Annotated in this window: 14 protein-coding genes; 1 reads left to right on the plus strand and 13 read right to left on the minus strand. The window is 69.7% G+C overall.

Features of this window, described 5'->3' with window-relative positions:
* Window positions 1-12 precede the first annotated feature (12 nt).
* From N0B51_RS02960 to N0B51_RS02975, 4 genes are read right to left on the minus strand one after another with little or no spacing between them, the layout of a single operon-like run.
* Window positions 13-435: a hypothetical protein gene (locus tag N0B51_RS02960; RefSeq protein ID WP_259960686.1), complete on the minus strand. Its 423-nt coding sequence runs from the start codon at window positions 433-435 to the stop codon at window positions 13-15.
* Window positions 432-1,301, minus strand: a complete 870-nt coding sequence (nadC, locus tag N0B51_RS02965) for a carboxylating nicotinate-nucleotide diphosphorylase (protein WP_259960687.1) — start codon at window positions 1,299-1,301, stop codon at window positions 432-434. Before nadC ends, N0B51_RS02960 begins: the two co-directional genes overlap by 4 nt.
* The gene (locus tag N0B51_RS02970) at window positions 1,291-2,097 is read right to left on the minus strand and encodes a LytR/AlgR family response regulator transcription factor (RefSeq protein WP_259960688.1); all 807 of its coding nucleotides are present in this window, start codon (window positions 2,095-2,097) and stop codon (window positions 1,291-1,293) included. Before N0B51_RS02970 ends, nadC begins: the two co-directional genes overlap by 11 nt.
* Complete coding sequence (locus tag N0B51_RS02975; protein ID WP_259960689.1) at window positions 2,094-3,302, minus strand: sensor histidine kinase; 1,209 nt, start codon at window positions 3,300-3,302, stop codon at window positions 2,094-2,096. The genes N0B51_RS02970 and N0B51_RS02975 overlap by 4 nt, the downstream gene beginning before the upstream one ends.
* A gap of 97 nt (window positions 3,303-3,399) precedes the next feature.
* Between N0B51_RS02975 and N0B51_RS02980 the strand changes: the two genes are divergently transcribed.
* Window positions 3,400-4,023, plus strand: a complete 624-nt coding sequence (locus N0B51_RS02980; RefSeq protein ID WP_259960690.1) for an HD domain-containing protein — start codon at window positions 3,400-3,402, stop codon at window positions 4,021-4,023.
* On the opposite strand, the gene N0B51_RS02985 is transcribed toward N0B51_RS02980, so the two are convergent.
* The 9 genes from N0B51_RS02985 to N0B51_RS03025 form a co-directional block, all read right to left on the minus strand.
* The gene (locus tag N0B51_RS02985) at window positions 4,020-4,997 is read right to left on the minus strand and encodes a PDZ domain-containing protein (RefSeq protein WP_259960691.1); all 978 of its coding nucleotides are present in this window, start codon (window positions 4,995-4,997) and stop codon (window positions 4,020-4,022) included. The two genes, N0B51_RS02980 and N0B51_RS02985, sit on opposite strands and share 4 nt — an antisense overlap.
* Window positions 4,994-5,698 (minus strand): DsbA family protein, encoded by a 705-nt coding sequence (locus N0B51_RS02990; RefSeq protein WP_259960692.1) that lies wholly within the window; start codon window positions 5,696-5,698, stop codon window positions 4,994-4,996. Before N0B51_RS02990 ends, N0B51_RS02985 begins: the two co-directional genes overlap by 4 nt.
* 12 nt (window positions 5,699-5,710) lie before the next feature.
* Window positions 5,711-7,063: a M48 family metalloprotease gene (locus tag N0B51_RS02995; RefSeq protein ID WP_259960693.1), complete on the minus strand. Its 1,353-nt coding sequence runs from the start codon at window positions 7,061-7,063 to the stop codon at window positions 5,711-5,713.
* A 12-nt stretch (window positions 7,064-7,075) separates the two neighbouring features.
* Window positions 7,076-8,002, minus strand: a complete 927-nt coding sequence (locus N0B51_RS03000) for an alpha/beta hydrolase (RefSeq protein ID WP_259960694.1) — start codon at window positions 8,000-8,002, stop codon at window positions 7,076-7,078.
* A 23-nt stretch (window positions 8,003-8,025) separates the two neighbouring features.
* Window positions 8,026-9,144, minus strand: a complete 1,119-nt coding sequence (locus N0B51_RS03005; protein ID WP_259960695.1) for a phosphatase domain-containing protein — start codon at window positions 9,142-9,144, stop codon at window positions 8,026-8,028.
* A 59-nt stretch (window positions 9,145-9,203) separates the two neighbouring features.
* Window positions 9,204-11,036: a PAS domain-containing protein gene (locus N0B51_RS14860; protein ID WP_375545915.1), complete on the minus strand. Its 1,833-nt coding sequence runs from the start codon at window positions 11,034-11,036 to the stop codon at window positions 9,204-9,206.
* Window positions 11,037-11,189: 153 nt separating this feature from the next.
* Window positions 11,190-11,642 (minus strand): DUF2141 domain-containing protein, encoded by a 453-nt coding sequence (locus N0B51_RS03015; RefSeq protein ID WP_259960696.1) that lies wholly within the window; start codon window positions 11,640-11,642, stop codon window positions 11,190-11,192.
* Window positions 11,609-12,322 carry a sterol desaturase family protein gene (locus N0B51_RS03020; protein WP_259960697.1) on the minus strand — a complete coding sequence of 238 codons (714 nt, stop codon included), beginning with the start codon at window positions 12,320-12,322 and terminating at the stop codon, window positions 11,609-11,611. Before N0B51_RS03020 ends, N0B51_RS03015 begins: the two co-directional genes overlap by 34 nt.
* 61 nt (window positions 12,323-12,383) lie before the next feature.
* Window positions 12,384-12,878: an MmcB family DNA repair protein gene (locus N0B51_RS03025; protein ID WP_259960698.1), complete on the minus strand. Its 495-nt coding sequence runs from the start codon at window positions 12,876-12,878 to the stop codon at window positions 12,384-12,386.
* Window positions 12,879-12,889: the final 11 nt, after the last annotated feature.

The raw sequence follows: 12,889 nt of genomic DNA on the forward strand, positions 1-12,889 counted from the left end.
AGGGCGGCAAGGCTAGCGGAAAACCGCAGGGTCTGGCTCGCCCGCTTTCGAGAACCACCCATCGGCCGCAGGCACGAACAGCATGATCGCCGCGACGAAGCCAAGCGCCATCGCGGCAAGCCAGGTCGACGAGACGAAGTCGGCGGCGCCGGCCTGCCACACGATCGCAAGCGCCCACGCCGCCTTTGCGAAGAGGAATGCCGGCACCAGCCAGCGCGCAAGGCGAAACGCGAAGAACCACACGAGGCCCGTGGTCATCAGCGCGATCGTCAGCCGCACGCTCGATCCGATGATGGCGGCGTCGCGGATCGCGCGCGGCAGCGCGGGATCGCTGAGGCCCGCCATCCCGTCGGCAAAGCTCAACAGCGCGGCGCCCGCAAACAGCGCCGCGAAGGCCCGGATCGGCCACGGTCGGGGACCCGTGCGCGCGCTCACAACGGGGTGAAGTCCAGCCCGATGTCGGCGGCTGGCGCGCTCTGCGTCAGGCGGCCGACAGAGACATAGTCGACCCCGGTCGCTGCCTTCGCCTTGATCGTACCGAGGTTGATGCCGCCGCTCGCCTCGGTCGGGACTCGCCCCGCGACCAGCGCGACGGCCTCGCGCAGGGTCGGCGGGTCCATGTTGTCGAGCAGCAGGCGCGTGGCGCCGGCCGAGAGCGCGGGCTCGATCTGGTCGATCCGGTCGACCTCGCAGATGATCTCGCGCACCCCGGCATCGACCGCGCGGCGCACCGCTTCGCCGACCGAGCCGGCCACGAGAACGTGGTTGTCCTTGATCATCGCCGCGTCCCACAGGCCCATCCGGTGGTTCGCCGCGCCGCCCATGCGGGTCGCGTATTTTTCCAGGTGGCGCAGGCCGGGGATCGTCTTGCGGGTATCGAGCAGCGTACAGGCGGGGTTGTCCATCGCGCGGACGTATTCGCGGGTCATCGTCGCGATGCCGGAAAGATGCTGGACGGTGTTCAAGGCGCTGCGCTCGGCGGTGAGCATGGCGCGGGCATTGCCGGCGAGCCGCATCAGATCGGTGCCGGGCGCGACCGCCTCGCCCTCGCCGACGAGAAGCGCGATGTCCATGTCCGGGTCGAGCGCGTGGAAGAACGCCTCTGCCACCGGCAGCCCGGCGACAACGATCGCGTCGCGGCTGTCCATCACGCCCGAAAACCGCGCGTCAGCCGGGATCACGCTCTCGCTGGTGACGTCATGCCCGCCGCCCGCAAGCCCCGCACCGAGATCCTCGGCGAGCGTTTCGCGCACGAAGCGATCGAGGTCGAAGCCCTCGAGATGCCAGCCTTCAGTGGACAAAGCGGGCTACGACGTCGCGGTAGCTGCGGCTCACCTTCACCTCGGCCCCGCTCTCGAGCACCAGGAAGCACTCGCCGTTGGTGTGCGGGCGGACCTGGCGGACCTGGTTGAGGTTGACGATCGTCGAGCGGTGGACGCGCTGGAAGGTCCGCGGATCAAGGCGGCGTTCGAGGTCCTTCATCGTCTCGCGCAGGACGAGGCTGTTGTTGCCGGTGGAAATGACCATGTAGTCGCCGGCGGCCTCGATGTGCTCGATGGAGTCGATCTCGACGCGGAAGATCTGGCCGCGGTCCTTGATGTTGATGAGCTTCTCGTAGCGGTCGGCGCTCTCGCCCGGGTTCTCGTCCGCGGCGGCGAATTCCTCGGCCGCGTCGGGGGCGACTTCGCTGAGCACGTTCTTGAGCTTTTCGGCCTCCTCGGCGCTGCGCTTTTCGGCGAGCCGCTGGCGCACGCGCTCGACGGTGTCGGCGAGCTTGTCCTCGTCGACCGGCTTCATCAGGTAATTGACCGCGTTTGCCTCGAACGCGCGGATCGCGTGCTCCTCGAACGCGGTGACGAAGACGAACAGCGGCGGCTCGATCTCCATCACGCCCTTGACCACGCTGAACCCGTCGAAACCGGGCATCTGGATGTCGAGGAAGACGAGGTCGGGTTTCTCGGTCTTGATCGCGCGGATCGCCTCGCGCCCGTTGGCGCAAGTGCCGATCACCTCGACGTCGTCGAACTTGTCGAGGCGGAGCTGGAGGCCCTGGATGGCGAGCTTCTCGTCGTCGACGATCAGGGTGCGAATGGTCATGCGGCAGTTCCAATCGATCGCGGTGCGGACCGCGGAGCAGTAACGGGTTCGGCGGGCGCGGGTTTCACCCTGCGGGCCGATTCCTCCCTTTCGGCGGCTTCATAGGGGATCTCGATGATCACCGTGAAACCGCCTTCGGGCGGATTGCGGATTTCGAATCGGTGGTCCTCACCATAGGCTTGGGCAAGACGGTCGCGGATGTTGGCAAGGCCGACGCCGGTCGACACCGTCCTGCCCACTCCCGCAAGCGCGCTCGAGTAGCTGGCGCGCGGCGGTCCCTCGCGCAAGCCCGGCCCGGTGTCCGACACGGCGACGCGCAGCCGCCGTCCGACGAGTTGCGCGGTCAGCGAGATGCACGCGCCTTCCTCCTGCGGGCTTACCGCGTACTTGATCGCGTTCTCGACCAGCGGCTGGAGCAGCATCGACGGAAGACAGGCGTCCGCGGCCTCGGGATCGACGCGGAACTCGGTGCGCAAGCGCTCCTCGAACCGCATCCGTTCGATCCCGAGATAGAGCTGCAGCGTTTCGACCTCCTGCGCGACGGTAACCTTGCTGCCCGGCTCGCTGACCAGCGTGTGGCGCAGGAAGGCGCTGAGGCGGGTGAGCATCGCGTTCGCCGGCTCGGTCTGCTTGAGCAGGACCAGCGTGGAGATCGAGTTCAGGGTGTTGAACAGGAAGTGCGGGTTGAGCTGGTAGCGCAGCATGGCGAGCTGCGCGCTCGTCGCCTGGGCTTCGAGCCGCTCGAGCCGGTCGGCCTGTTCCTCGACCTGGAGGAAGAAGTTGATCGCGTAATAGAGCGCCGACCACGCCCCCAGCAGCGTGCCGTCGAGGAACACGAGGCCGACGATCCGCTGGGCGAAAGTCATCTCGCGGATGCCCGAATAATAGATGCCCTGCAGCCACGAATCGATCGCCGCATAGATCGCCACTGCGGCGACCAGCACGACCCCCGACATCGTCCAGGTGACCACCGGGCGGCGCTGGATCAGCTGCCCGTAGATCACGCTCAGGATCAGGCTGATGGCGAAACCGGTGATGACCTGGACCAGCACGACCAGCAGCAGGTCCCACGGCTGCTGGTTGGCAAGCGCGGACATCGAGCGCAGCACCAGCACGCCCCCCCAGCCCGCGAACTGCAGGTTCCAGAAGGCGGCGTTCTTGTTGTCGAAGAACGGCGCGGGGCGGAAAGGCAGCATCATCGGCATCGCAAGGCCCCTCTAAACTAGTTCGAGCGACGCGTCAGACAAGTTTTGCCATCGGGGGCGCCGATGGAGTAAGTGCAGCGGCAGGGAGATTCAGGCGATGGGCGTTACCGAAGAAACCTTGGAAGACATGGCGCACGGCGCAGCCGAGCGCGCGAAGTTCCGCGAGATGAAGGAAGGAACCCAGGAAGACTGGGCGATCATCGGCGGCGAGTACATGAATTTCGCCAAGGGGTTGCCCGACCGGGTGCTCGCACACCTCAAGCTGCTCGACGGCGATTTCGGCGGCTTCCCGGTGTGCCGGCTCGAACACTCGCTGCAGACCGCGACCCGCGCGCACCGCGACGGGCGCGACGAGGCCTATGTCGTCATGGCGCTGCTGCACGACATCGGCGACACGCTGGGCACCTACAACCACCCCGAGGTCGCGGCATCGATCATCAAGCCGTTCGTGTCCGAGGAAGTCCACTGGATCTGCCAGAACCACGGGCATTTCCAGGGGTACTACTACTTCCACTACCTCGGCATGGACCGCGAATCGCGCGAGCAGTTCCGGGACCACCCCTTCTTCGACGCCTGTGCCGAGTTCTGCGAAAAATACGACCAGGCCGCGTTCGACCCGGACTACGACAGCGAGCCGCTGGAGTTCTTCGAGCCGATGGTGCGCCGGGTGATGGCCCGGCCGATCAACTCGCTCTACGCCAAGGCTGCCGAAGCGGCCTAGTCGCCGGTGTCGCGCCGGAAGTGCGTCCGCCAGTCGGCGGCGCCTTCGCGCGTCATCAGCGCCTCGACCTGCGGCAGCTCGCCGCGCACGAACCCCGCGCGTTCGTCCCACCCGTCATGGGTGCGCGCGCGAAAGATCCAGCCCCCGTTGCGCGGTCCCCAGCGGTGGAAGAAGCGCGCCGCGGCTTGCGGATCGTAGCCCGCGTTGGCGAGCAGCCAGGGCATCAGGCGGTCGGCCTCGCGCTCGGTCACGCGGATGTTGCTGCGCTTGCGGCCCACCTGCTTGAGCCAGCCGCGGTGCCGCAGCAGGTTGTGCGCCAGTTCGTGCGCGATCGCCGCGGCGAACAGCTCCTCGTCGTAGCCGGTCCCGGCGAACCCGCGGCCGATCAGCACCCGCTGCCCGTCGGCGATCGCCTTGCCGCCGCCGTCGACCAGCTCGAACCGCGAGCGGCAGGCCGGCACGCCCGCGATCGCCGCGTCGCCGGTCGATCCGTCCGCCTTTCGCCACGCGATCCGCACCGCGCCGTCCCGAGCGAGCGCCGCCTCGAGCCTGTCGTTGAGCGCGGCAAGGCGCTGCCACGAACCGGCCTTGGCCTGGGGCAGCGCCGCCATCGGTTCGCCGTCGATGGCGATCACCTCGTCGTTGGGCGATAGCCCGGCCGCCGCGGCGGGCGCGCCGGGGACCACCGCCTGCACCGCGACATCGCCCGCGATCCCCGCGGCCGCCCGCATCCGTTCGGGCGCGGCGTAGCTCGCCATGTCCTGCAGCAGCAGCCCGATTGCGGGCGCGGCGTCGCAGAACCGGGCATTGCCCACGGCGAGCTTCCAGCCGATTGCCTGGAGCCGGAGATCTTCCTCCTGGAGCTGGGCCAGGCCTGCGCGGTCCTCGACGAGGCCCGCCCGCGCCGGTGGTCCGGGCGGTGCCAGCGCCAGTGCCAGCACCAGCGCGGCGAGCCGGGCGGCGCGACCGGTCAAGCGCCCTTGCGCGCGGCCTCGACCGCTTCGGCCAGCCGCTCGCGCCCGATGGCGCCAGCGAAGACCCGCGTGCCCGCGACCCAGCTCGGGGTGCCGTCAAAGCCCAGCTGGCGGGCGAGTTCCCGGTTCTTCTGGATCTCGAACGCGGCCGCCTGCGACCCGGCAAAGGCGCGGGCGGCTTCCATGTCGAGCCCGGCGGCTTCGGCGGCGATCCGGATCGTCGCCTCGCTCGGCGGCCCGTGGGCGAACATCGCGTCGTGGAAGGCGGTGTACCTGCCCTGCCGGGCGGCGGCGAGCGCCATGCGCGCGGCGGCATCGCTGCCTTCGAATATCGGCCACTCGCGCATCACCACGCGCAGGTCCGGGTTCGCCGCGACGAGCGCCTTCACGTCGGCGACCGACTGGCGGCAGAACGTGCAGCCGTAGTCGGTGAATTCGACCAGCGTCACCGACCCTTCGGGGTTGCCGAGAACCGCGCCGGGAAAGGGGCGGTGGACCTCGTCGGAAACGTCCGCGAGCCGGGCGCCTGCCTCGTTCGCCTGGTACGCCTCGACCATGTCGGGCAGGATCTCGGGATGGGCGAGCAGCCAGTCGCGCGTCGCCGCCCCGCCGAGACCCGAAAGCGCGAACAGCCATGCGCCGAGGAAGCCGAAGACCAGCGCGACGAGCGCGGTGGGAAGGAGCGCGAGCAGACGGTTCATGCGGCGGTGGGGCTACTTGCGCTTCTTGTCGCGTTCAAGTTCGGCGCGCGCCTGCAGTTCGATGTCCTGCGCCCGGATCCAGTCGGGGCTACCTTTGTCGAGGCCCGCGAGCGCCGCCTGCGCGCTGCGCAGGGCATCGCCGAAGCGGCCGGTCATCGCCTGCTGTTCGGCGCTCGCCAGGCGCGCGCGGGGCATATCGCCCTGGGCGGCATAGATGACGCCGAGCTGGTACCACGCGAACGGGTTGAAGCGGTCCCGCGCCACCGCCGCCTTGAGCACCGTCTGCGCTTCGGCATAGTTGTCGGGATCCTCGGTCGCGATCAGCGCGTGGCCGAACGTGGCCGCGATCAGCGGCTGGTTGTTCGTCAGCGCGGTCGCCTTGCGCAGCGGTTCGATCGCGTCGGCGGGCCGCCCCGATTCGAGCAGCACCTGGCCCTCGAGCTCGAGGAAATAGGGGTTGTCGGGCTGCGCCGCGATCAGCGCCTCGGTTTCCGCCAGCGACTTGTCGACCAGCGCGTCCTTGTGAAACGCGTAGGCCCGGGCATAGCGCGCCGGCAGGCTGGTATCGGTCAGGGGATACCTGCGCAGCGTCTTTTTCGGTTCGTCGATGTAGCCGGCGAGCTTGGCCTTCGCGAGTTCGAAGCGGGCCTGGAGCGCCGGGTCGGCCGGTTTCGACCATGCCGGATCGGCCTGGTAGGCCTCGGTCAGCCGCGCGATGCGGTCGCCCGACAGCGGGTGGGTGGAGACGAACGCATCCTCGTCGGACGGGTTGCGACCGTAGCGGAACTCCATGTTCTGGAGCTTCTTGAAGAAGGCGAGGCTGCCGCGGCCCGACAGGCCCGCTTTCGACAGGTACTCCGCGCCCGCCGCGTCGGCCGAGCTTTCCTGCATCCGGCTGAACGCGAGGTACTTGCCGAGCGCGGCGCGCTGCCCGGCCATCATCACCCCCATCGCGGCATCGCCCGCGCCCGCGGCCGCGGCGGCCGCGGCCAGCACCATCGACAGGATCGAGATGCCGGTCGCCTCGCTCGCGCCGCTCGAATTGATCACGTGACCGCCGGTGATGTGGCCGATCTCGTGCGCGATCACGCCCTGCACTTCCTCGGCCGTGTCGGCCGCCTCGATCAACCCCGAATGGATGTAGACCGCCTGCCCGCCGGCGACGAAGGCGTTGAGGCGCTGGTCGCCGACGAGGACGACTTCGACGCTGCCCTTGCCCAGGCCCGCCGCCTCGGCCAGCGGGTCGGCGAGGTCCTGCAGCAGCGCCTCGGTTTCCGCATCGCGCAGGATCGATTGCGCCGCGACCGGCTGCGCGGTCAGCAACAGGGCTGCAACGACGGCAAGGATGCGGGCGAAGAGGCGCATGGGCGGACCGGTCTAGCGGGGTTCGCGCTGAACCGGAACTGAAGACCCCGGGGCCGTCGCGGATCGCAGGAAGGCCACCATGGGATCGCGCACGATGCCGCCTTGGGCGAACGGTCGCGACAGGCCCATGACGATGCCCGCGTGGCCCATGCCGGGAAACGCGCGCTCCTCGACCCGGCCCCCCGCTTCGCGCGCGGCCTGGGCAAGGCGGCGCGAATTGCGGATCCGCACGACGTCGTCGGCGGTGCCGTGAAGCAGCAGGATCGGCGGCGCGTCTCCCCGCGCGAAGCGGATCGGCTGGGTGCGCGCGGGATCGGGCGCATAACCCAGCGCGTTGCGCGCCGAATCGCTGGTGAAGGGGTAGAAATCAGCCGGCCCGGCCAGGCTCGCGACCCCGCCGATGGCGTCTTCAGGTACCCCGGCGCCGGCCAGCCACTGCGGATCGAGCGCCAGCATGAGCACGTTGTACGCACCTGCCGAATGTCCCGCCAGCGCGATCCGGCCGGTACGGACGCCATGGCCGCCGGCGTGGTCGCGCGCCCAGCGGACCCCGGCGGCGGTGTCCTCGAGCATCGCCGGAAAGCGCCCCCCATCCTGCACCAGGCGATAGCCGACGAGCGCGGTCGCGAAGCCCGCATCGCCCAGGGTGCGCGCCACGAAGCGGTAGTCCTTCGTCGTCCCCGAATGCCAGCCCCCGCCGTAGACCCACACCACCAGCGGCCAGCCGCCGGCGGGCGCCGCGCGGTCCGGCACCCACAGTTCGACGTTCTGGTTCGCGGCCGCGCCGTATGTGCCCTCGGCGGCAAGGCGCACGCCGGTCTCGCGCGCGAAGCGGGCGTCGATCCATTCGAGCGTGGCGGCCGAGCCTTGCGCGACGGCCCAGCGCCAAACACCCCAGCCCGCGAGCGCGAAGAGCCCGAGCGCCAGCGCGGTTCCCATCAGCCAACTCCTCGTTCGCGGGGTCACTCGCCGCCTTCCTGGCGGACCGTCCGGACGATCTGCGCGGTTTCGCCGCCGGTGGAAATCCCGATCGCACGCAGGAAGTCGTTGCCGCTGGCGAAGTCGTCGCCGAGCCACAGCGGCACGCCCGAAGCCTCGATCAGCGCCTTGCCCGCAATTTCCTCGGGAGAGAGCGGGCCGGCGCCGGTGCGGATGAACACCGCGGCGATCCGTCCCGGGTTCTCCTGCACGGCGTCGGCATAGGCCGGCAGGTCGTCCTGCGTGTCGTCGCCGATCAGCGCGAACCGCAGGCCGGGATAGAACGCGAGCAGCTTGCCCAGCGCGGCGCGCTTGTGCGCTCCGTGGCTTGCCGAACCGAAGGTCGCGCGGTTGAGGCCCCAGTCGCGCAGCAGCAGCGGCCCCAGCGGCAGCCCCCGGGTCTGCTGGAACGCGACGAGATAGGAGAACAGGTTCCACGGCGACGAGGAGATGTAGAAGAACGGCCGGTGCGTCGCGGTGTAATGCGTCCCGGCGCCACCCGGATCGGCAAGTAGCGCCTGGCCGCCGACCGCGCCTCCGCCCAGGGCGCCATAGAACGCATCCGCACCGGGTACGGCGATCCGCTCGCCCGGCAGTTCGGCGAGCACGCGGCGCCAGTTGCGGGCGACCGAGCGCAGGCCCCCGGTGATGCCGGTCTCGACGATCGTGTCGTCGATGTCCGAGATGACCGCGAGATGGGTCGCGGTGCCCGGGGCAAGGACGTAGCCGTCGCAGCACTGCGGCCCCTCGGTCGTCAGCCAGTGCAGGCAGACCACTTCCCACGCCGGGTCCTGCGCCAGCGGCCAGGCCGGGTCCAGCGGCAGGTCGAAATGGACGTAGCCTTCCCGGTCGGTCACCGCGTGGTGCTCGATGGTGGCGCCGAGCGGGTCCCGCAGTTCGAGCCGGACGGCGAGACCGGGCACCTCGCGCGAGGCGAACTGCGCCAGCATCGTGCGCATGGCCCGCAGGCGCCCGCGCTTCTCGAACCGATCCCGGTGCGGCCGCGCGATGCGCAGCGCGCGCGCCGAGATCGTCAGCCGCGTTTCGCTGCGGTAGCCGAAATAGGGCTGGAGGCGGACAGGCGCGCGACTGAACAGGGCCATCGGATCGGCGCTAGCGAGCGCGGCGCGACGATTAAACCCCTATCTTCGAAAGCGTCCGGTCAGGCGACGAGCTTCCTCGCCGCCTTTTCGACGAGCGCCGCATCGGCGATCTCGCCGAGCACGACCACGTCGCCATCCACCCGGCGGATCATCACCAGCGCGAATTCCTCGCCCTCGCTCTCGATGTCCTCGAAGCCCAGCGGAGCAATGTCGCGCAGCTTGCGCGCCAGCGCCTCGCGCGGCGTTTCGCGGGCGGTGTCCTCGCCGTCGTCGGCGCGGCGCAGCGCGCGCTCGGCCTGGACCACGCCCTTGAGGCCGCCTTCGGCCTGGCCAAGGAAACCGGCGAGCGCGCCGCGCTCGATCCCGAGCCGGTGCGCATGGGTCAGGACGGCGGCATATTCGGTCAGGCGCGTCTTGTCGTAGTCGGCACCGAACACGAGCTTGACCACCGGGGTCATCGGCGCGCGGTCCTGCACCGTCAGCCCGCTGTCTGCGATCAGTTCGGCGAATTCCTCGGGCTCGGCCTGTGCCGCGAGGCTGACGTCGTAGGCGCGGCCAACCGCGGCATAGAGCGCGGTGCGGCTGCGATCCTCGCAGCTGCGCGCGGCCAGCGCCAGTTCGCGCGCTTCGGCGAGGCAATCGTAGAGGCCGGCATCGCCGCTGTCGGCAGGATCGAAGGCCGGCGCGACGGCCGCGGTGCCCGTTTCGGGCTCGGGTTCCGGCTCGACCACGTCGACCAGTTCGAGCGGCGCGTCGGCGGAGTCCTCGACCGCATCGACGAGTTCGAGCGGCTCGGCTTCATCGCGATGACCGCCCGCTTCGTCCTGCGCCGAGTGTTCCGTGTCGCCTGCGGGCGTAGCCGGGGCCACCTGGGCGTCCTCGTGGCCGAAGCAGACTTCGGGCAGGGCCTCGAGCGGGGTGGGGCGGTTCAGCCACTTGGCCACCGGGTCCTCGTCCGCATCGTAATCGTCCTCGTCGTCCTCGTCGAAGCCGTCGGCTGCGGTGCGCGCGCCGCCCAGGCCCAGCAGCGAAGCGAACCGGCTCGGCCCCTCCGGCTCGTCGTCGACCGCTTCGATCGCCTCGGAGAGATCGCCGTCGTCGTCCTCCTCGTCGCTTTCGTCGTCGTTGCCGAAGGCGGGCAGGGGAAGCGGATCGGCGCTTGCCGGCTTCTTCGCCAGCGGAGAGGAGGCGTCCTCGTCCTGGCGGGCTTCGGCGGCGGATTCGGCGGCGGATTCGGCTCCGGGGCCATCGGCCCAGTCGGTCACCGGGTCCGCGCGGTGCGGGACGCCCTCGTCAGCCTGGAGAGCCTGGTCGATCTCGAGCAGCAGTTCGTCGCTGGTCTGCTGGTCGGCCATCTGCTTCCAGTTGATCACCCCGTAGATGAAGTCGATCGTGTCATCGTCGCTCGAGAATGGCAGCAGGATCCCGCGATAGAGAATCGTGCTCCCGCGCTGGTTGACGAATTCCGCCTCGAATCCGATCGGCGCCTGGTTGGCGAGGATCTGCATGTAATGGTCGGTGATGCGGGTGAGCAACGAGCGGTGCGGCACGTCGCTCAGCTTGTCGATCGCTCTGTCGATGTCGCACTCCGCGGCGAGCTGGTCGCCGAGGAAGCGGATCGACGGGTCCTCGATCCCGTTGGTGAAGTCGAGCAGCACCGAATTGGGCCCGAAATCGGGCAGCGCATCGGGATCAAGATCCTCGATCGAGGGAAAGTTGCGATCGGCCAGCAGGCTCGCCCAGTGGTTGTAGGCACGCACCTGCATCCGGCGCTCGTCCTGGCCGACCGGGCTGGGCGGCGGCTCGCTCACGGCCTCGTCGTCGCCGAGGCCGTAATCGGTCCCCTCGGCGTCGAAATCGACCGATCCGAGATATCCCCGCAGGTTGTCCATCGCTTGTCGCTACCCCCGTTGCAAAGGCGCGGCATGGCACGCCCGATGCGATCGGGAACGGTTGTGCCGGGGTGTGGTAAACATCCCGTTAAGTGGATCGCCGGTTTGTCGGTGGGCACGCGGCCACCGACCGCCGCCGATCGCTCTTGGGCGTCAGAGCATGTAGCGCATCTTGATCGTCAGCTTCTGGTCGCTGTCGGCGACCGGGAACACCGCGTCGGCGAACCTGGGCGGCGCCATCCGCACCGGCGCATCGCGCGAGAAGCCGAAGCCTTCCCTGGGCATCATGCCAAGCGCGCGGTCGGCCTTGCCGTTGCCGTTCTCGTCGTGGAGCAGGGCGACGGCATAGCGCCCGGGCGTCACGCCCTTGAACGTAAGCGTCAGACTGCCTTCGCTGGCCGGGACGACGAGACGGTATGATGCCGGGTCGCCGGCGCACCTCGGAAACCGCTCCGCGTCGGTCGTCATGCAGGCCCGCACCACGCCCTTGGCCGAGCGCAGGTCGGTCACCGTCACCGTCACCGTGCGGGTCGGCGCGGCCGCGCCGAGCGCCAGCGCGACGGTGGCGAGGATCAGGGCTGCGCCAGGCCGCGATCGGTGCCGCACAGCTTGTCCCAGACGCGGAAATAGAGGCCGTAGTTGCATTGGTAGAGGTCGTGATGCCGTTGGTGGTGGCTGGCGGTTATCAGCCATGCGCCCAACCTTGAATGAACGATCCAGCGGGGAAACATCTCCCACCCCATGTGATTGGTCACCCCCATCACCGTCATGATCGCGAGCACGAGGCCGAGCATCGCGACGTGGATCGGCACCAGGAAGACCAGCGCCGGGATCACCACCGCGCCGGTCAGCGCCTCCCACGGGTGGAAGCTCATCGCCGCCCATGCGGTCGGCGGGCGGCTGGCGTGATGGACCGCGTGCATCGCCTGGAACGGCCGGGGGCGGTGCATCCAGCGATGGGTCCAGTAGAACCAGGTGTCGTGCGCGAAGAGGTAGGCGAGCACGCTCGCCGGCAGGTACCACAGCGGCCAGTCGCTCCAGTCGGAGTAGATGCGCGTCCAACCCCGCTCCTGCCAGCCCCATGCGACCACGCCCGCGGGGATGCCGTAGATCGCGGCCGCGGCGAGCGACCAGCCGATCTCGCGGCGGATCTGCGCGTCGAGGCCGGCGTAGTGACCGGGCCGCACGCGCCCCGTGGCCCAGGCGAAGGCGCCGCTGGTGACGAGGTAGCGCACCGCGACGATCGCGGTCATCGCAAGGGCGGAAAGAAGAATGGCGAGCAGCATCGCGCCCCCGGCTTAGGCGCGGCGACGGGCGCTGGCTAGGTTCGCCAGGCGCGAAGCCGTCCTAGATGGCCTGGCCCCACGGCGCGCAGTGCGGATCGGCGGCGACGAGCTGGCGGCGCAGCGCGGTGCGGGCGAGCCGCTCGACCTCGACCTTGCGGCGGGCGGCGGCGAGCGGGTGGCTCGGCGCGGGGCGGACGATCTCCGCGTCGTAGCCGTCGGCCACGATCACTCCGCAGCAGTCGGGCTGGAAATCGAGCCCGTCGAGGATCGTGCGGTCGATCCCTGGCGCAACCCCCCAGTAGAACCGGTCGCAGAAATCGAGATAGTCGGGCCACTTGCCGTCGCCGACGAGGTCCGCGCGGCTGACCTTGATCTCGACGATAACGATGCGTCCCTTCGGATCGACCCCCATCAGGTCGGCCCGGCGCCCGTTCCGGAGCGGCATTTCGGGCAGGCACCAGATGTCGTTGCGCGCGAACAGGCGGCATATTCCGCGCGCCACCGCGATGGCGTCATGACGGTCGGCGGCGAGTGCGAGCGCGGGCGAGTCGGGCATCGCACCTTGGT

The sequence above is a fragment of the Tsuneonella litorea genome (assembly GCF_025154015.1).
Classification (GTDB): domain Bacteria; phylum Pseudomonadota; class Alphaproteobacteria; order Sphingomonadales; family Sphingomonadaceae; genus Tsuneonella; species Tsuneonella litorea.